This is a genomic window from Novosphingobium fuchskuhlense, assembly GCF_001519075.1.
GTDB classification, from domain to species: domain Bacteria; phylum Pseudomonadota; class Alphaproteobacteria; order Sphingomonadales; family Sphingomonadaceae; genus Novosphingobium; species Novosphingobium fuchskuhlense.
On record NZ_KQ954244.1, the window covers coordinates 1998672 to 2016259 of the forward strand.

17 protein-coding genes and 2 tRNA genes are annotated in these 17588 nt (G+C 64.5%); 9 read left to right on the forward strand and 10 right to left on the reverse strand.

Features of this window, described 5'->3' with window-relative positions; all coding sequences use genetic code 11:
• The first annotated feature begins 4 nt into the window (after nt 1-4).
• The 9 genes from AQZ52_RS09320 to AQZ52_RS09360 are packed head-to-tail and all read left to right on the forward strand — an operon-like array spanning nt 5 to nt 9574.
• On the forward strand, nt 5-622 hold the full coding sequence (locus tag AQZ52_RS09320) for an NADH-quinone oxidoreductase subunit J (RefSeq protein ID WP_067908831.1): 618 nt from the start codon (nt 5-7) through the stop codon (nt 620-622).
• On the forward strand, nt 619-924 hold the full coding sequence (gene nuoK / locus AQZ52_RS09325; protein WP_067908834.1) for an NADH-quinone oxidoreductase subunit NuoK: 306 nt from the start codon (nt 619-621) through the stop codon (nt 922-924). The genes AQZ52_RS09320 and nuoK overlap by 4 nt, the downstream gene beginning before the upstream one ends.
• Before the next feature lie 7 nt (nt 925-931).
• Nucleotides 932-2986, forward strand: a complete 2055-nt coding sequence (gene nuoL, locus AQZ52_RS09330; RefSeq protein WP_067908837.1) for an NADH-quinone oxidoreductase subunit L — start codon at nt 932-934, stop codon at nt 2984-2986.
• Nucleotides 2983-4566, forward strand: a complete 1584-nt coding sequence (locus AQZ52_RS09335; protein ID WP_067908839.1) for an NADH-quinone oxidoreductase subunit M — start codon at nt 2983-2985, stop codon at nt 4564-4566. The genes nuoL and AQZ52_RS09335 overlap by 4 nt, the downstream gene beginning before the upstream one ends.
• Nucleotides 4566-6029: an NADH-quinone oxidoreductase subunit NuoN gene (gene nuoN, locus AQZ52_RS09340; protein ID WP_067908842.1), complete on the forward strand. Its 1464-nt coding sequence runs from the start codon at nt 4566-4568 to the stop codon at nt 6027-6029. Before AQZ52_RS09335 ends, nuoN begins: the two co-directional genes overlap by 1 nt.
• 15 nt (nt 6030-6044) lie before the next feature.
• On the forward strand, nt 6045-6818 hold the full coding sequence (locus tag AQZ52_RS09345) for a biotin--[acetyl-CoA-carboxylase] ligase (RefSeq protein ID WP_240481502.1): 774 nt from the start codon (nt 6045-6047) through the stop codon (nt 6816-6818).
• On the forward strand, nt 6802-7587 hold the full coding sequence (locus AQZ52_RS09350) for a type III pantothenate kinase (RefSeq protein ID WP_067908845.1): 786 nt from the start codon (nt 6802-6804) through the stop codon (nt 7585-7587). Before AQZ52_RS09345 ends, AQZ52_RS09350 begins: the two co-directional genes overlap by 17 nt.
• Nucleotides 7588-7643: 56 nt before the next feature.
• Nucleotides 7644-9296 carry a ribonuclease J gene (locus AQZ52_RS09355; protein WP_067908847.1) on the forward strand — a complete coding sequence of 551 codons (1653 nt, stop codon included), beginning with the start codon at nt 7644-7646 and terminating at the stop codon, nt 9294-9296.
• Between the two features lie 5 nt (nt 9297-9301).
• A complete protein-coding gene (locus tag AQZ52_RS09360) occupies nt 9302-9574 on the forward strand; it encodes a DUF1467 family protein (RefSeq protein WP_067908849.1) in 273 nt (90 codons plus the stop codon).
• Here the strand turns inward: AQZ52_RS09360 and phoB are convergent.
• The 10 genes from phoB to AQZ52_RS09410 form a co-directional block, all read right to left on the reverse strand.
• Nucleotides 9571-10260: a phosphate regulon transcriptional regulator PhoB gene (gene phoB, locus AQZ52_RS09365; RefSeq protein WP_067908852.1), complete on the reverse strand. Its 690-nt coding sequence runs from the start codon at nt 10258-10260 to the stop codon at nt 9571-9573. The two genes, AQZ52_RS09360 and phoB, sit on opposite strands and share 4 nt — an antisense overlap.
• An 83-nt stretch (nt 10261-10343) precedes the next feature.
• Nucleotides 10344-11030: a phosphate signaling complex protein PhoU gene (gene phoU, locus AQZ52_RS09370; protein WP_067908853.1), complete on the reverse strand. Its 687-nt coding sequence runs from the start codon at nt 11028-11030 to the stop codon at nt 10344-10346.
• Between the two features lie 13 nt (nt 11031-11043).
• Complete coding sequence (pstB, locus tag AQZ52_RS09375) at nt 11044-11871, reverse strand: phosphate ABC transporter ATP-binding protein PstB (RefSeq protein WP_067908855.1); 828 nt, start codon at nt 11869-11871, stop codon at nt 11044-11046.
• Between the two features lies 1 nt (nt 11872).
• Entirely contained in the window at nt 11873-13147 is a 1275-nt protein-coding gene (pstA, locus tag AQZ52_RS09380) for a phosphate ABC transporter permease PstA (protein WP_067908857.1), read from the reverse strand.
• 6 nt (nt 13148-13153) lie between these two features.
• A complete protein-coding gene (gene pstC / locus AQZ52_RS09385) occupies nt 13154-14536 on the reverse strand; it encodes a phosphate ABC transporter permease subunit PstC (protein ID WP_067908859.1) in 1383 nt (460 codons plus the stop codon).
• 16 nt (nt 14537-14552) lie between these two features.
• Nucleotides 14553-15599 (reverse strand): substrate-binding domain-containing protein, encoded by a 1047-nt coding sequence (locus AQZ52_RS09390; RefSeq protein ID WP_067908860.1) that lies wholly within the window; start codon nt 15597-15599, stop codon nt 14553-14555.
• Nucleotides 15600-15655: 56 nt separating this feature from the next.
• The gene (locus tag AQZ52_RS09395) at nt 15656-16840 is read right to left on the reverse strand and encodes a sensor histidine kinase (RefSeq protein WP_067908872.1); all 1185 of its coding nucleotides are present in this window, start codon (nt 16838-16840) and stop codon (nt 15656-15658) included.
• A gap of 187 nt (nt 16841-17027) precedes the next feature.
• Complete coding sequence (locus AQZ52_RS09400) at nt 17028-17252, reverse strand: hypothetical protein (RefSeq protein ID WP_067908875.1); 225 nt, start codon at nt 17250-17252, stop codon at nt 17028-17030.
• A 77-nt stretch (nt 17253-17329) separates the two neighbouring features.
• A tRNA-Glu gene (locus tag AQZ52_RS09405) sits at nt 17330-17404 on the reverse strand.
• A 74-nt stretch (nt 17405-17478) separates the two neighbouring features.
• Nucleotides 17479-17553, reverse strand: a tRNA-Glu gene (locus AQZ52_RS09410).
• Nucleotides 17554-17588 lie beyond the last annotated feature (35 nt).

Here is a 17588-nt window from a genome sequence, read left to right on the forward strand (position 1 = left end):
CCACATGATCCAGGCCTTTGCCTTCTATCTGTTCACGGCGATCATGCTGTTCAGCGCGGTTTCCGTGATCTTCGCCCGCAATCCGGTCCATTCGGTGCTTTGGCTCATTCTCGCGTTCTTCAACGCGGCGGGGCTGATGGTGCTGGTGGGCGCGGAATTCATCGCGATGCTGCTGGTGATCGTCTACGTCGGCGCGGTCGCGGTGCTGTTCCTGTTCGTCGTGATGATGCTCGACATCGACTTCTCGGAGATGCGCGCAGGCTTCATCAAGAATGCGCCGCTCGGGCTGCTGATTGCAGTGGTGCTGCTGGTCGAACTCGGCATGGGTCTTGGCGTATGGCACGCCGGCGCGCTGCAGCTTGGCGTGGCGAACGGCGCATCGGCGACGCCCGAGAGCCTGTCCAACACCGCCGCGATCGGCGCGCTGCTCTACACGCGCTACCTGTTCCTGTTCGAGGCGGCGGGGATCATCCTGCTCGTCGCCATGATCGGCGCCATCGTGCTCACGCACCGCCAGCGCAGCGACACGCGCGGCCAGAATGTGGGCCGGCAGGTTGCACGCCGGCCGGATGAGGCGACGGTCAACGTCAAGCCCGCCGTAGGCCAGGGGGTCACGCTGTGATTGGAATTGAACACTACGTCGCGGTGAGCGCGATCCTGTTCGTGCTCGGCGTGCTGGGGATCTTCCTCAACCGCAAGAACGTCATCGTCATCCTCATGGCGATCGAGCTGATCCTGCTGTCGGTGAACCTCAACTTCGTCGCGTTCAGCGCATTCCTGCATGACCTCGTCGGCCAGATCTTCGCGATGTTCGTGCTGACGGTGGCGGCGGGCGAGGCGGCCATCGGGCTTGCCATTCTTGTCATCTACTTCCGCGGCCGCGGCACGATTGCGGTCGATGACGTCAACCGGATGAAGGGGTAAACGAACCGTGCATCCTATCCAGTTGATCGTATTTCTGCCGCTTCTGGCAGCGTTGGTCGCAGGGCTTGGCGCCCGGCTGATCGGCAAGGTGCCGGCCAAGCTCGTGACAACGGGGGCGCTGTTCGCATCCTGCGCGCTGTCGTGGCCGATCTTCCTTTCGTTCCTTTCGGGCAGCGCCGAAGCCTCGGTCGTGCCGGTGCTGCAGTGGGTGCGCTCGGGCAATCTCGACTTCCAGTGGGCCCTCAGGGTCGATACGCTGACCGCGATCATGCTGGTGGTTATCACCAGCGTCTCGGCGCTCGTCCACCTGTACTCATGGGGCTACATGGACGAGGACCCGGATCAGCCGCGGTTCTTCGCCTATCTCTCGCTGTTCACCTTCGCGATGCTGATGCTGGTGACGGCGGACAACCTCGTTCAGATGTTCTTCGGCTGGGAAGGGGTGGGCCTTGCCTCGTACCTCCTGATCGGGTTCTGGTTCAGGAAGCCCAGCGCAAACGCTGCCGCGATGAAGGCCTTCGTGGTCAACCGCGTGGGTGACCTTGGCTTCATGCTGGGCATCTTCGGCACGTTCCTGGTGTTCGGCACGGTCTCGATCCCGGCGATCCTGGCGGCAGCGCCGGGCATGGCGGGCAGCACGATCGGGTTTCTGGGCCACCGCTTCGATACGATGACGGTGCTGTGCATCCTCCTGTTCATCGGCGCGATGGGCAAGTCGGCACAGCTTGGTCTGCACACCTGGCTTCCGGACGCGATGGAAGGCCCGACCCCGGTTTCGGCGCTGATCCACGCGGCGACCATGGTGACCGCGGGCGTGTTCATGGTCTGCCGTCTCTCGCCGGTGTTCCAGACCAGCGAAACCGCGATGACCGTGGTGACCTACGTGGGCGCCGCGACCTGCTTCTTTGCCGCGACCATCGGCACGACGCAGTGGGACATCAAGCGGGTGATCGCTTATTCGACCTGCTCGCAGCTCGGCTACATGTTCGTGGCGGCGGGCGTGGGCGCGCCGGGTGCGGCGATGTTCCACCTTTTCACACACGCTTTCTTCAAGGCCCTGCTGTTCCTCGGCGCAGGCTCGGTCATCCATGCGATGCACCACGAGCAGGACATGCGTTTCTACGGCGGCCTCCGGAAGCACATCCCGCTCACATTCTGGGCGATGATGATGGGGACGCTGGCGATCACCGGTGTCGGCATTGTCGACGTGTTCGGCTTTGCGGGCTTCTATTCGAAGGATTCGATCCTCGAAGCAGCTTATGCCAGCGGAACGAGCGCGGGGCACTTCGGCTTCTGGTGCGGGATCACGGCCGCGCTGATGACGAGCTTCTATTCGTGGCGCCTGATGTTCTTGACCTTCTGGGGCAAGCCGCGCTGGGACCAGTCCGAGCATATCCAGCACGCGGTGCATGATGCCCATGGGCATGATGACCACGCGCATGGGCATGACGATCATGGCCACGACCATGGGCATGGGCATGGGCACAGCCATGACGGCACGGCGGGCTATCACCCGCACGAGAGTCCGCTTCCGATGCTGCTGCCGCTGGCGCTGCTGTCGGTTGGCGCGGTGCTTGCGGGCTATGTGTTCCACCACGCCTTCATCAGCGAAGGCGGCGGCGAGTTCTGGAAGAGCAGCGTGGCCTTCAGCGAGCACCTGATCCACGCCATGCACGGCGTGCCGGAGTGGGTGAAGTGGGCGCCGTTCGGCGTGATGATCACCGGTCTGGCGGTCGCCTATATCGCCTATATCGCGAACCCGGGCCTGCCGGCGGTGTTCTCGGGTGCCATCGGGCCGCTCTACCGGTTCGTGCTGAACAAGTGGTACTTCGACGAGCTCTACAATGCGCTCTTCGTGAAGCCTGCGATGGCGCTCGGCCGCGTGTTCTGGAAACAGGGTGATATCGGTATCATCGATCGCTTCGGGCCCAATGGCGCGGCGGCGCTGGTCGCCCGCAGCAGCCGGATCGCGGTGCGGCTGCAGTCCGGTTATCTCAACAGCTATGCGCTGGTCATGCTCGTCGGCCTTGTCGGCGCGGTCAGCTGGGTGATTGCGAAATGAACGGGGTTCCCATTCTCTCCCTCATGCTGCTGGTGCCGCTGGTCGGCGCGGTGGCCTGCCTCATGGCCGGGCGCGAGCAGGCGCGGGTGATCGCGCTGGCCGCTACGCTGGTCGATCTCGTGCTCGGCGCTTTCCTCTGGTCACACTACCAGATCGGCGGGCCGCAGTGGCAGTTCCAGGAGCATGCCGCGATCTTCGCCGGCTTCGAGTGGAAACTCGGCATCGACGGCATTGCCCTGCTGCTCATCGCGCTCACCGTGTTCCTGATGCCGATCTGCATCGGCGCGAGCTGGAACGCGATCGAGAAGCGCGCAGGCGAGTATTACGCCAACTTCCTCATCATGGAGACGCTGATGATCGGCGTCTTCACCGCGCAGGACCTGTTCCTGTTCTACATCATGTTCGAGGCCGGCCTGATCCCGATGTACCTGATCATCGGCATCTGGGGCGGTGCGGATCGCATCTACGCCAGCTACAAGTTCTTCCTCTACACGCTGCTCGGATCGGTGTTGATGCTGATCGCGATGATGTGGATGGTGAACGAGGCGGGCACGAGCGATATCCCGACCCTGATGGCCTACAGCTTCCCGGTGAAGGCGCAGACCTGGCTTTGGCTGGCCTTCTTCGCGAGCTTTGCGGTGAAGATGCCGATGTGGCCGACGCACACCTGGCTGCCTGACGCGCACGTGCAGGCGCCAACGGCAGGGTCGGTGATCCTCGCGGGCGTGCTGCTCAAGATGGGTGGTTACGGCTTCATCCGCTTCTCGCTGCCGATGTTTCCCGAGGCCAGCGCGCAGTTCGCGCCGCTGATCTACGGCCTGTCGATGGCGGCGGTCGTCATCACCTCGCTGATCGCGCTGGTGCAGCACGACATGAAGAAGCTGATCGCCTACTCCTCGGTCGCGCATATGGCGATCGTGACGGTGGGGCTGTTTGCGTTCAACCGGCAGGGCCTTGAAGGCTCGATGATCGTGATGCTGAGCCACGGGATCGTCTCGGGCGCGCTGTTCCTTGCCGTCGGCGTGATCTACGACCGCCTGCACACGCGCGAGATCGACCGCTATGGCGGCCTTGCCATCAACATGCCGGCCTACGCGCTGTTCTTCATGCTGTTCACGATGGCTTCGGTCGGCCTGCCGGGCACGAGCGGCTTTGTGGGTGAGTTCCTCTCGCTCATGGGCATCTACGCGCAGTCTAGCTGGGTGGCGCTGGTGTGCACCACGGGCATCATCCTCGGCGCGGCCTACATGCTCTACCTCTATCGCCGCGTCGTGTTCGGCGTGCAGAAGAACGCGGATGCGGCGGCCATGCCCGATCTCGACGCCCGCGAATGGGCGATGATGATCCCGCTCGCGGTGGCGGTGCTATGGATGGGCGTCTATCCCGAAACCTTCCTCGCGCCGATGCGCAAGGATATCGCAGGCCTTGAAGCGCGGCTGGCGCAGGCACGGCCCAAGGGCGATGCCGATGTGCAGATCGCTGCCATTTCGCCGGCTGCGGCGACACATGAACATGGGGATGCAATGGAACACGGGGCGCAAGTCCACGGGCCCGAAGCCGCGCACGGGGAGGCACGCTGATGGAACTGCTGCGCTCTCTGGCGATCACCGGGACCGAGGAAGTCCTCAGCATCTCGGGCCTCATCCTGCTCCTCGCCGCCGGCTGGGGTGGTGACAAGGCGAGCCGCGCGATTTCGATCGCGGCGGTGGCCGTCCTCACTGTCTGCGCCGTGTTGACCGTGCCCGCGCTGTGCCACGCCGCAATGGGCCCGGGCGTCTCTGCCTGGAACGGACAGTTCAGCGGCGATGCCTTTGCCGCCTTCGGCAAGTTGCTGATCTATGCCAGCGCTGCTGTCACGCTGATTATTGCGCCCGCCTTCTTCGAGCGCGAGAACGCGATGCGCGCCGAGTTCCCGCTGCTTGTTCTGCTCGCGGCAATGGGCATGGGCATGATGGTCTCCGCGACCGACACGTTGGCGCTCTACATCGGGCTGGAGCTCAACAGTCTTGCTGCCTACGTCATGGCCTCGTTCCTGCGCAGTGACGAACGGTCGGCGGAAGCGGGTCTCAAGTACTTCGTGCTGGGCTCACTCGCTTCGGGCATCCTGCTCTATGGCATCAGCCTGATCTACGGCTTCACCGGATCCACGAGCTTTGCCGGGATCCACGGCGCGCTCGCCGGGCCGCTTTTCATGGGCGCGACGTTCGGGATCGTGTTCGTGCTGGCCGGGCTTGCCTTCAAGGTCAGCGCCGCGCCGTTCCACATGTGGACACCCGATGTCTATGAAGGCGCGCCGACCCCGGTGTCGACTTTCTTTGCAACCGCGCCCAAGGTTGCGGCGCTGGCGCTCCTCATGCGCGTCAGCCTGTTTGCCTTCGGCTCGCAGCCTGGAGCGTGGCAGCAGATCGTGATCTTCGTCGCGCTGCTCTCGATCGTGATCGGTGCGTTGGGCGCGATCGGGCAGGACAATATCAAGCGCCTGCTCGCCTATTCCTCGATCAACAACGTCGGCTTCATGCTGATCGGCCTTGCCTGTGCCAACCAGGCAGGCGCGGCGGCGATGCTGGTCTACCTTGCGATCTATGTCGCGATGTCGGTCGCCGGCTTTGTCGCGGTGCTGATGCTGCGCGATGCAGACGGGGCGCCGGTGGAATCGATCGCGGCGATGGCGGGGCTTTCGAAGACCCGTCCGGCGCTGGCTTGGGCCATCGGGGCCGTCATGTTCAGCCTCGCCGGCATCCCGCCGCTGTTCGGGTTCTGGGGCAAGTTCATGGTGTTTCAGGCCGCCGTGCAGGCTGGCCTGCTGACGCTCGCTGCCATCGGCATCGCGGCCTCGGTGATTGGTGCGTTCTACTACATCAAGGTCGTCAAGGTGATGTTCTTTGATGAGGCGGCGGATGTGGTGACCGGCCAGAGCGACCTCGCGCAGCGGGTGCTGCTGTTCGTCTCGGTCGTCGCCATCTCGCCGCTCGGCTGGCTCATCAACAAGCCGCTGGGCGAGCTGGCGGGCCGGGCTGCCGCTGCGCTGTTCCACATCGCGTGATGCGCTGAACGGCCAGTGGCGGACCCGCTGATCAGGGTCGTTGCGGAGATCGCCTCGACCAATTCGGCGCTGCTGGCGCGCCTTGCCGAAGGCGAGGCGCCAGCCGAAGGGCACTGGCTGGTAGCAGACCGGCAGACCGCCGGGCGCGGGCGGGCCGGACGCATCTGGACCGGTGGCCTCGGCAATTTCATGGGATCGACGGCGGTTGCGCTTCGCGAAGGCGAGGCACTGCCGCAGACGCTGGCGCTGGTGGCGGGCGTGAGCGTCCACCGTGCGCTGATGACGGTTGTGCCCGATATCGCGGGACTTGCGCTCAAATGGCCTAACGATCTGCTGGTGGAGGAAGCCAAGCTCGGCGGCATCCTGCTGGAGCGCCAGCGGGATGCCGTGATTGTGGGGATCGGCGTCAACCTCGCCGAGGCGCCCCAAGTGCCGGGCCGCAAGACCGTGTCGCTGAACGCCTTGGGCCATGCCGTCGTCCGCGACGACTTTGCGGCTGCCCTGGCGACGGCCTGGGCCGAGGATCTCACCGCATGGCACGCCGGGGCCTGGCCGATGCTGCGCGGCGAGTGGCTTTCGCGGGCGTTGCCGAAAGGCACGCTGCTTGGTGTGAACCTTGCCGAGGAGGGCCACGTGATTGGCGGATTTGCCGGGCTGGAGCCTGATGGCGCCGTCCTTCTGCGCTTGGCGGATGGTGCCGTCCGTGCCATCCACGCCGGAGACGTCGAGCTGATCGGCCAAGGCACAGCGGCGGCGGGAGTAGGAGAGAGCGATGCTTCTGGCGGTTGACGTTGGCAATACCAACGTCGTCTTCGCACTGTTCGATGGGCGGGAGATCCGTTCGCGCTGGCGGGTTGCCACTGATCCACGGCGTACGGCGGATGAATATGCGGTGTGGCTGTTGCAGTTGATGAAACTGCAGGGCTTCGATCCGGAGCGGGTTCGCCAGATCCTGATTTCCACCGTGGTGCCGCGCGCGCTCCACAACTTGCAGGTGCTGGGGCAGAAGTATTTCGGCATCGATCCCCTGGTGGCCGGGCAGCCGCCGGTGGATTGGGGCTTCGTCGCCGATGTGGAGCAGCCGCGTTCACTGGGGGCGGACCGCGCGGTGAACACGGTCGCGGCGCATGCGAAGTACGAGGGCGACCTGATCGTGGTCGATTTCGGCACGGCGACGACATTCGACGTGGTGGATGCCAGCGGCGCCTACAAGGGCGGAATCATCGCGCCGGGCATCAACCTCTCGCTCGATGCGCTGGTGACGGCGGCTGCCAAGCTGCCACGCATCGCCATCGCGCCGCCACAGGGCAACAACCGCAGCGTCATCGGCCGTAACACCGAAGATCAGATGCAGATCGGGGTGTTTTGGGGCTATGTCGCGATGATGGAAGGCCTGATATCACGTCTGCGGGAGGAGATCGGACGACCGGTCAAGGTGGTGGCCACCGGTGGTCTGGCCGTGCTGTTCGACGAGCACACGTCGATCTTCGACCATGTCGATACGGACCTGACGCTGGACGGCATTGCCATTCTGGCGGAACGCGTGGCCGCGCGCTGATCAACGCTCGTGCGGCAAACCCTTGGCCTGCTGGCCACTAGTGAACTGGAAATAGTGTGAAACCCGGTAAGGAATTGCTGTTTCTCGCGCTCGGAGGATCGGGCGAGATCGGCATGAACGTCAATCTTTACGGCTGTGACGGCAAGTGGCTGATGGTCGATCTTGGCATGACCTTTGCCGACCCGCACTACCCGGGTGTCGATCTCGTGTTTGCGGACCTCGCGTTCATCGAGGAACGGCTCGACGACCTCGTCGGAATCGTGCTGACTCATGCTCACGAGGACCATATCGGCGCTGTGCCCTACTTCGCGCTCGATCTTGGCGTGCCGCTCTATGCGACGCCGTTCACCGCGCGGCTCGTCGCAGAGAAGCTCGCGGAGGCAGGCATCTCGAAGCAGGTGACGCTGAACACCGTGCCCAACGAAGCCTCGCTCAGCCTCGGGCCGTTCGACATCCGCTATGTGCCGCTGGCGCATTCGATTGCCGAGGGCAATGCGCTGGTGATCGAGACCCCGTACGGCCGCGTGTTCCACACCGGTGACTGGAAGCTAGATGACGAGCCGCTGATCGGCGTGCCGGCAACCGAGGGCGACCTCACCGCGCTGGGCGACGAGGGCGTGCTTGCGCTCGTGTGCGATTCGACCAACGTGTTCAATCCCAAGCCCTCCGGCTCCGAAGGCGCAGTGCGCGACGGGTTGATGGAGATGGTCGGCGGCCTCAAGGGCAAGCGCGTAGTGGTGACGACATTCGCCTCCAATGTCGCGCGGCTGCAGACCCTGGGTGAAGTTGCCCAAGCGACCGGTCGGCAACTTTGTGTCGCGGGGCGGTCGCTCGACCGGATCATCAGCGTGGCGCAGGCGAGCGGGTATCTGCAGAACTTTCCCGAAACGGTTCGCATGGAAGACGCGATGGATGTGCCGCGCGGGCAGCTCCTCGTTCTGGCGACTGGCGGGCAGGGCGAGCCGCGCGCGGCCCTGGCACGTATTGCATCGGACACGCATCCGGTGCGGCTTGAAAAGGGCGACGCCGTGCTCTTCTCGAGCCGCCAGATCCCCGGCAACGAGCTTGCGATCGGGCGGGTGCAGAACCAGCTCGCGGAAAAGGGGGTCGAGCTCCTGACCGACCGCCAGGGCATGATTCACGTCTCGGGCCATCCCGGACGGCCCGAGCTGGAGGCGGTCTACAAGTGGTTGCGCCCGGAAATCCTCGTTCCGGTGCACGGCGAGATGCGGCACATGGCCGAGCAGGCGCGGCTGGGGAAGGCCTGCGGGATTGCGCGCACGATCGTGCAGAAGAACGGTGATGTCGTGCGCCTGGCACCGAACGGGCCGGCGAAGCTCGCCGCGGTGCGGGCCGGACGACTGGTGCTCGATGGCGACATCATCGCCCCGGCTGATGGCGGGGCGATGGCGCAGCGGCGCAAGCTGGCTGAAAGCGGCGTCGTGGTGACCACGCTGGCCGTCTCGCCGCTGGGCAAGCTGAAGTCGGCGGTGGATATTGCCGCCATCGGCCTGCCGCTCGAGGAAGACATGGAAGAGTTCATTACCGAAGCGCAGGGTGATGTGAAAAAGGCGATAACCGCGCTGAAGGGCGACAAACAGCGTGACCGGGCAGCCATTTCGGAAACGGTGCGGCTGACAGTGCGGCGCGCGGCGCAGCGCTGGTCGGGCAAGAAGCCGGTCGTGCAAGTTTTGCTGCGCGAGGACTGAGGCAGATGAAGTGGACATCGATCATCGCCATCTATGCGCTCTTCTGGGTGCTGGCGGCGTTCCTCGTCATGCCCTTCGGCGTGCGCACGGCAGATGAACTGGGGGTGGAGAAGGTACCCGGCCAGGCCCCGAGCGCGCCGGCGAATTTCAACCCGCGCCGCATCATGGTGCGCGCGACGGTCCTTTCAGTGGTGCTGTTCGGCCTATACTACGCGAACTACGTGAACCACTGGATCACGATCGAGGACCTCGATATCGCGCCGCTACTGGGGGTTTAAACCCCTTCGAGCGCATATCCGGCCGACCGCACGGTGCGCACCGGATCCGCTGCACCGGGGATCGCGATGGCCTGACGCAGGCGGCGGATATGGACGTCGACTGTGCGCAGTTCGATGTCGCTGCCGCTGCCCCAGACTGCATCGAGCAATTGCCCGCGCGAGAACACGCGGCCCGGATGCTCCATGAAGTGGCGCAGAAGGCGGAATTCGGTGGGGCCGATCTTGATTGCCTGGCCGCGGCGCGTGACGCGGTGCGCGGTGGGATCGAGCGCGAGATCGCCAACGCTGATCGTCTCGCCGGCAAGGGCGGGGCGCACGCGACGTAGCACCGCACCGACCCTGGCAATCAGCTCGCGCGGGGAGAAGGGCTTGGTGACATAGTCATCAGCGCCGGTTTCGAGGCCGCGCACGCGGTCGTCCTCGTCGCTGCGGGCGGTGAGGATGATGATGGGGACATGCGCGGTCGCCTTGCTGCGGCGCAGGCGGCGGCACACTTCGATGCCGCTGGTGCCGCCGATCATCCAGTCGAGCAGGACGAGATCGGGTGTGTCCTCTGCGGCAAGGAGAAGGGCCTCGTCGCCATCGTCGGTGGTGCGAACGTCGTAGCCTTCGCCGCGGAACCGATATTCCACCAGCTCGGCAAGCGCGGTGTCATCCTCTACCAGCAGCAGCTTCGGCGCGGACATCGATTACCCCCGGTTACGACAGTCTTGACGGTATCTTTGCGCAGACACGACATTTGTTACGTCGTCGTGACTTGCCGCCGTGTTCAGGCGGGGGGTACGACGTCGTCGCGCTCGGGCAGATTGTTACCCGTCGCGGCGTAGTAGACCATTTCGGCGATGTTGGTGGCATGATCGCCGATCCGCTCGATATTGCGCGCCACGAACATGAGCTGCGCGACCGAGCTGATCGTCGCCGGGTTCTCGACCATGTAGGATACGAAGTTGCGGAACACGCTGTCATAGAACGCGTCGACCTTGGCATCGCGCTTCACAATCTCGGCCGCAGCAACAGGATCTCGTGCGGCATAGGCGGTGAGCACATCATGCACCATGTCACCCGCCAGTTCGTTCATCACCGGGAGCAGGGTGAGCGGCTCGAATCGCTTTCGGCCCTCGATATGGCCGACCCGCTTGGCGATGTTCTTGGCATAGTCGCCGATGCGTTCGATCACGCCGGCGATCTTGAGCGCGGCGATGACTTCGCGCAGGTCATCCGCCATGGGCGCGCGCAAGGCAAGGACGCGGATCGCAAGCCGGTCGACTTCGCCTTCGAGATGGTCGATCCGCTTGTCGCGCGCGATCACGCCCATGGCGAGGTCCTGGTTGCCGCTGACCAGAGCATCCATCGCCTCCGCGACGGAGAGTTCCGCAAGGCCGCCCATTTCCGCCACCAGACCACGCAGGCGGGTGATGTCCTCGTCGAACGCCTTGACGGTGTGCTCGGTCATCATCGCTCCTCAGCCTCTATCCGTAACGGCCGGTGATATAGTCCTTGGTCTTCTCTTCCTTCGGGTTCGTGAATATATCGGAAGTAGTGCCATACTCCACTATCTTTCCGAGGTGGAAGAACGCCGTTCGCTGCGAAACGCGGGCCGCCTGCTGCATGGAATGGGTCACGATCACAATCGCGTAGCGGCCGCGCAGTTCGTCGATCAGTTCCTCGACGCGGGCTGTCGCGATCGGATCGAGCGCCGAACAGGGCTCGTCCATCAGAATCACTTCGGGATCAACCGCAATGGCGCGCGCAATGCAAAGGCGCTGCTGCTGGCCGCCCGAAAGCGCGGTGCCGCTGTCGCTGAGCCGATCCTTCACTTCGTCCCACAGGCCGGCGCGCTGGAGCGATTGCTCGACGATCCCGTCAAGCTCGCCTTTGCTGGCGGTGATCCCGTGAATGCGTGGGCCGTAGGCGATATTTTCGTAGATCGATTTGGGGAACGGGTTGGGTTTCTGGAACACCATGCCGACGCGGGCACGCAATTGCACCACGTCCATCCCCGAGCGATAGATGTCTACGCCGTCGAGCAGGATCTCGCCGTCCACGCGTGCGCCCGAAATGGTGTCGTTCATGCGGTTCAGGCTGCGCAGGAAGGTCGACTTCCCGCAGCCCGACGGGCCGATGAACGCGGTGACGTAGTTCTGCGGTATTTCGATCGAGACATCGTCGATTGCGCGCTTCTGGCCATAAAAGACAGACACGCCGCGCGCGCTGATCTTGGATGCGCCGACGGGATCCGGAAACACCGTAGCCGCAGACTGGTTTGCCGCTTCAGCAGCCGGGACAGGAGCGTTCATTTTACCACCGTTTCTCGAAGCGGTTGCGCAGATAGATCGCGATGCCGTTCATCACGAGCAGGAAGATCAGAAGTACGACGATCGCGGCGCTGGTGCGCTCGACGAAGCCGCGGTCGATTTCGTCGGACCACAGGAAGATCTGCACCGGCAGCACTGTGGCTGGCGAGGTGAAATCGCTCGGTGGGCTGGCAACGAAGGCGCGCATGCCGATCATCAGCAGCGGCGCGGTTTCGCCCAGCGCGCGGGCCATGCCGATGATCGTTCCGGTCAGAATGCCAGGCAGCGCAAGCGGCAGCACGTGGTGAAAGACGACCTGCACCGGGCTCGCTCCCATCGCCAACGCGGCATCGCGGATCGACGGCGGCACGGCCTTGATCGCGTTGCGGCCCGAGATGACGATCACGGGCATCGTCATGAGCGCGAGGGTCATGCCGCCGATCAGTGGTGCCGAGCGGTAGTTGGGGAATGCGGCGAGGAAAACGGCCAGGCCAAGCAGGCCGAAAATGATCGACGGGACGGCCGCAAGGTTGTTGATCGAGATCTCGATGATGTCGGTCCAGCGATTGCGCGTGGCGTATTCCTCAAGATAGAGCGCGGACAGCACGCCGACGGGGAAGGCCAGCAGCAGCGTGACCAGCATGGTCATCATCGAGCCCTTGAGCGCCCCCCAGATGCCGACGCTTTGCGGGTTGGTGGCATCGGAACGGACGAGGAAGCCCGTGTCGAAGGCGCGCACCAGCTTGCCCTCGCGCGCCAGATTGGCAGCTTGCTGGCGCAGCGCGGCATCGCCGCCACCGCGCTGGGCATTCGCCAGATCGTCGCTGGCGGGGACAGAGACCTCGATCACGTTGCGCGTGAGCAGCGACGGATCGGTGACCAACTTCTCGCCCACCTCACGCCAGGCCGCATCGGAGATCAGCGCGTCGGCTTCCGGCCCGAAAGCCTGCGATGCGGCGGATTTGACCAGCGCAGGGAGGCCTGCCACTTCCAGCCCGCCGAGCGGATCAGGCTGCGCAAGGCGCGCGGGATCGATCTGGAGGCGCCCGCGAATCGGTACGGACATGCGCAGTTCGCTGCGATGGAAACCGGCCCATCCGCTCGAGGCCATCGAGACGAGCAGCAGCAGCAGGACAAGCGCCGAGAAGCTGACCGCGCCAAGGCCGGCCCAGCGGAACAGCGCGTCCGAACGGTAGCGGCTGGCGAGTCCGGCCTGCATCCGGGCCTGGCGTGATGCGCGCGCTGCTTCGAGCGTGGCAGGATCCTGGAACGTGTTCATGCCGGTTTACTCATACGCTTCGCGGTAACGCTTGACCACGCGCAGGGCGATGAAATTGAGCGTGAGCGTCACGAGGAACAGCACCATGCCCAGCGCGAAGGCGGAGAGCGTGGCTGGGTGGTCGAAGCTGCCTTCGCCGGTCAGCATCGCGACGATCTGGAAGGTAACGGTCGTCATCGATTCGAACGGGTTGGCCGTCAGGTTGGCCGCTGCACCGGCCGCCATGACGACGATCATCGTCTCTCCGATGGCGCGGCTGATCGCAAGCATGATCCCGGCGACGATGCCGGGCAGCGCGGCAGGGATCAGCACCTTGCGGATCGTTTCCGCGCGCGTGGCGCCCATTGCCAGGCTGCCATCGCGCATGGCCTGGGGAACAGCGGCAATGCTGTCGTCGGCCATGGAGGACACGAAAGGAATGATCATCACGCCCATGACGAGGCCTGCGGCCATGGCGCTCTCGGTCGAGGCATTCGATATGCCGATGGCCTGCGCCGCATCGCGCACCGCCGGCGCCACGGTGAGCGCGGCAAAGTAGCCGTAGACCACGGTGGGCACGCCAGCGAGGATCTCCAGCAGCGGCTTGATGATCTTGCGGACGGAATTGTCGGCGTATTGCGTGAGGTAGACCGCGCTCATCAGCCCCAGCGGGATCGCCACGGCCATCGCGATGATCGCGCCGATATAGATCGTGCCCCAGAACAGCGGGATTGCGCCGAACGCGCTGCCGTCGGGCGTGCCGGTGCTCATCGGGTCCGGGGCCCAGTGTGTGCCGAACAGGAAATCGACCGGCGACACCATTCCGAAAAAGCGCACGGTTTCGAACACAAGGCTGGCAACGATGCCGATCGTGGTCAGGATCGCGACCAGCGAGGCTATGAACAGCATGCCCATGACCGCCCGCTCAACCCTTGTACGTGCGGTGAAATCAGGGCGCAGGCGCAGGAACGAGAAGGCACCGCCGGCAAAGGCAATCACCAGCGTGACGACGAGGCCAATGGTGTTATAGCGCGCAAGCGCGGCTCGGTAGGGTTCGACAAGGCCTTCCGCCTCGCTGTTGAACACCGCGCGGGCTGCACCGGTGGCCACCGCACGGGCCTCGCCCATCATCGCCTCGCGCTCGAACCCGAAAGCGGGGAGTGCCGCAGCCGCCGGATCCGACAGCACCGACTGGAGCACGAGGCCCGGGCTGATCGCATCCCACAGCAGCGCGAACAACAGGGTCGGCACGGCGATCCACAGACCGACGTACCAGGCGTGGAAATCGGGCAGCGAGTGGATCCGCCCGCCCGGTGCCGTCTTGCGGAAGGCCCAGGCCCGCGAGCGTCCCGCCAGCCAGCCAACAAGACCCAGCCCGAAGGCCAGAAAGAACAGAATGCCTGGCGACATGGCCCTGTGCCGGTCCTTACTTGAGCTGCGTGCCGTCGAGCACGGGCAGTTCGCTGGCTGCCTTCGAGCTGGCGGCGAGCACATCGTCAGGCGCGACGACCATGCCGGCCTTGGCCAGCACGCCGCCCTTGCTCCACAGTTTGGCCCACTCGTTCACGTAGGCCTGCAGGCCCGGGATCGCCTTGAGGTGGGCCTTCTTCACATAGATGTAGAGCGGCCGGGCACCGGGATAGCTGAAGTCGCTGATCGTCTCGTAGGTCGGGGAGACGCCGGCCATGGTGAGGCCCTTGAGCTTGTCCTTGTTTTCCTCAAGATACGAATAGCCGAACACGCCGATCGCCTTGGGGTTGGCTTCGATCTTCTGCACGATCAGGTTGTCATTCTCACCCGCATCGACATAGGCACCGTCTTCGCGCACTTCGCCGCACACGGCATCATGCTGCTTCTTGTCGCTGTCCTTGAGCGCCTTCATCGCGGGATCGCTTTCGCAGCCACGGACGAGGATGAGTTCCTTGAGCGCATCGCGCGTGCCCGAGGTGGACGGCGGGCCGTAGACGAGGATCGGCTCGTCCGGCAACGCGGGGTTCACGTCCTTCCACGTCTTGGCCGTCTGGGGCTTGCCGAACGGGCTCTTGGCCAGCGCCTTGTAAACGTCCTCGGGCGTCAGCGCGATGCCGGGGCCATTGCTGCCCTCGGCGAAGGCAACGCCATCGAGACCCACCTGGATCTCGACGATCTCCTTCACACCGTTCTTAACGCATTCATCGAATTCGGACTTCTTCATCCGGCGCGAAGCGTCCTCGATGTCGGGGTGCTGCGGGCCGATGCCGGCGCAGAACAGCTTCATGCCGGCACCGGTGCCGGTGGATTCGATAATCGGGGCCTTGATCGTGGCGTCAGACCTTGCGAGCGATTCCGCGACCGCCTTGGCAAAGGGATAGACCGTTGACGAACCAACCGCGCGGACCTGATCGCGCGTTGCGCTCTGCTGGCCGCCGCAGCCGGAAAGGCCAAGCGTGGCAAGTACCAGTACTGATCCGGCAATAAGACGATTCGAACGCATCGCTGATTTCCCCTACACCCCTGTACCCGGGGCAATGAGACCACGGAATGACAGGCCTATGACAGTTCTTTCGTCGGTGTCACCGCGAGAGCCAGACGCACCGTCACAGTGGTTCCCTCGCCAAGCCTGCTGGCGATGTCGAGCTTGCCGCGATGCCTTTCGACGATGTGCTTGACAATGGCAAGGCCGAGCCCGGTGCCACCCACACCGCGGCTCCGGCCAGGATCGGTGCGATAGAATCTGCGGGTGAGGTAGGGCAGGTGGTCGGCGTGGATGCCTTCGCCGCGGTCGATCACCGAAAGGACCGCCTCGGTTCCGTCGCATTCTACCGCGACGCGCACGGGCTGGGCCGGATCGCCATATTTGAGCGCATTGTCGATGAGATTGCGGATCACCTGATCGAGTTGCTGGCGATCTCCGATCACGTTCGCGTCGGTCACGTTTACCAGCACGCGGTCCTCGCCGACCGTGGCGGCCACTTCCGACCCGATGCTGGCGGCGAGCAGGCCGAGATCTATCCTTTCGCGCGGGAGGTCGTGCTTCTCTGCCTCGATGCGCGAAAGCGACATGAGATCCTCGACCAGACTTTGCAGCCGGCGCGCTTCGCGCAGCACGGTGTTGTGGAAGCGCGCGGCCGTTGCGGTATCGACCTTGGCGTCGGGATCGGCGAGCGTTTCGATATACCCGATGATCGAGGCGAGCGGCGTGCGCAGTTCGTGGCTGGCATTCGCGACGAAATCGGTGTGCGAGCGGCTGATATCTGCTTCCGCGGTGCGGTTGACCAGTTCGATCAGGGAGAAGCGCTGGTCGATGCTGACGCGGCGCACTTGCCAGATGCTGCGGGCACCGGTCAGGCCGCGCACCATCGCGGTGCCCTGCGGCTTGTTGAGCAGGGTGATCGCTTCTGGATGACGCAGCGCGACACGGGCGTCCTGTCCCACGATATGCGGGCCGAGCGCCTCGCGCGCGGCAGCATTGGCTGCAGCGATTCGCTGACCGTCGAGCATGAGCACTGGCACGCTGAAGGGTTCGACCAGTTCGACCATGGCCTGACGCGAGACCGAGCCTTCATCGGCAACGCGCACCTCGACCACCGGCTCGGGCCGCGACAGCCAGAGTGTGCCGATCCAGAGAATCAGCACGGAAAGGGCTAGCCCCGGCGTGCTGCCCACGATGATCATGGCAAGGCACGTGCCGATCGCGACGATCATGCTCGGCCAGGGGAGCAAGGGTCCGTTCATGGGCTAGGATGCAGGCCGGCAGGACATGGGATCAGCTTCAAACCTCTTGGTGCGACCGCGCGCGCAGGCGGCCCCCCGTCTTTCCGTCCTTACGGCAAAAGACTGCGATTTTGTGTCGGAATCTGAAACAATCGGGCAAGGGGCGCCGCGGCGTTCACATTGTACTGTAACCTTGCCGGTCTCCGTCTCAGACGGCAGGCAAGAACCACGCCTTCGCGGCAGTCGCAAAAAGAATGATCGCCATCATCATAAAGAGCGCTGAGAGAAATCCCCAGGGCACCGTACTCACCCGATCGAGATTGCGGCGACGGCGCTCGCGGCGCTCGCCGAGGCCGGCCAGCAGGCCCAGTAGCAGTGCGAAGCCGCCGCACGCGGCAAATACGGTGGTATAGCTGAGCGAATCGAAATCCATCTCGCCTCCGGGCCCAATTCCCGTTCGATCCGGTTTTGCGATCCGGTGTTGCACAGGGAAGAACGGTTCTGTCCGGCTGGTGACCCCTACGGGAATCGAACCCGTGTTTCAGCCGTGAGAGGGCCGCGTCCTGACCGCTAGACGAAGGGGCCTTGCCTGCAACCGGGTCGGCGGTCCCGCCCCGGCAATTTTGCTTCTGCCGGGCGCAAACACCTGGCAACTTAGCTGGTGACCCCTACGGGAATCGAACCCGTGTTTCAGCCGTGAAAGGGCCGCGTCCTAACCGCTAGACGAAGGGGCCATAGGCTGAGGCCGCATGGCAGGCCGCGCGTCTAG

Excerpts from the sequence above, each read along its gene's own strand:
- AQZ52_RS09335 (WP_067908839.1), top strand. The coding sequence starts at position 2,983 with ATGAACGGGGTTCCCATTCTCTCCCTCATGCTGCTGGTGCCGCTGGTC.
- pstB (WP_067908855.1), bottom strand. The coding sequence starts at position 11,871 with ATGAACGCTCCTGTCCCGGCTGCTGAAGCGGCAAACCAGTCTGCGGCT.
- AQZ52_RS09350 (WP_067908845.1), top strand. The coding sequence starts at position 6,802 with ATGCTTCTGGCGGTTGACGTTGGCAATACCAACGTCGTCTTCGCACTG.
- AQZ52_RS09320 (WP_067908831.1), top strand. The coding sequence starts at position 5 with ATGATCCAGGCCTTTGCCTTCTATCTGTTCACGGCGATCATGCTGTTC.
- pstC (WP_067908859.1), bottom strand. The coding sequence starts at position 14,536 with ATGTCGCCAGGCATTCTGTTCTTTCTGGCCTTCGGGCTGGGTCTTGTT.
- pstA (WP_067908857.1), bottom strand. The coding sequence starts at position 13,147 with ATGAACACGTTCCAGGATCCTGCCACGCTCGAAGCAGCGCGCGCATCA.
- AQZ52_RS09400 (WP_067908875.1), bottom strand. The coding sequence starts at position 17,252 with ATGGATTTCGATTCGCTCAGCTATACCACCGTATTTGCCGCGTGCGGC.
- phoB (WP_067908852.1), bottom strand. The coding sequence starts at position 10,260 with ATGTCCGCGCCGAAGCTGCTGCTGGTAGAGGATGACACCGCGCTTGCC.
- nuoN (WP_067908842.1), top strand. The coding sequence starts at position 4,566 with ATGGAACTGCTGCGCTCTCTGGCGATCACCGGGACCGAGGAAGTCCTC.
- AQZ52_RS09390 (WP_067908860.1), bottom strand. The coding sequence starts at position 15,599 with ATGCGTTCGAATCGTCTTATTGCCGGATCAGTACTGGTACTTGCCACG.
- phoU (WP_067908853.1), bottom strand. The coding sequence starts at position 11,030 with ATGATGACCGAGCACACCGTCAAGGCGTTCGACGAGGACATCACCCGC.
- AQZ52_RS09395 (WP_067908872.1), bottom strand. The coding sequence starts at position 16,840 with ATGAACGGACCCTTGCTCCCCTGGCCGAGCATGATCGTCGCGATCGGC.
- AQZ52_RS09360 (WP_067908849.1), top strand. The coding sequence starts at position 9,302 with ATGAAGTGGACATCGATCATCGCCATCTATGCGCTCTTCTGGGTGCTG.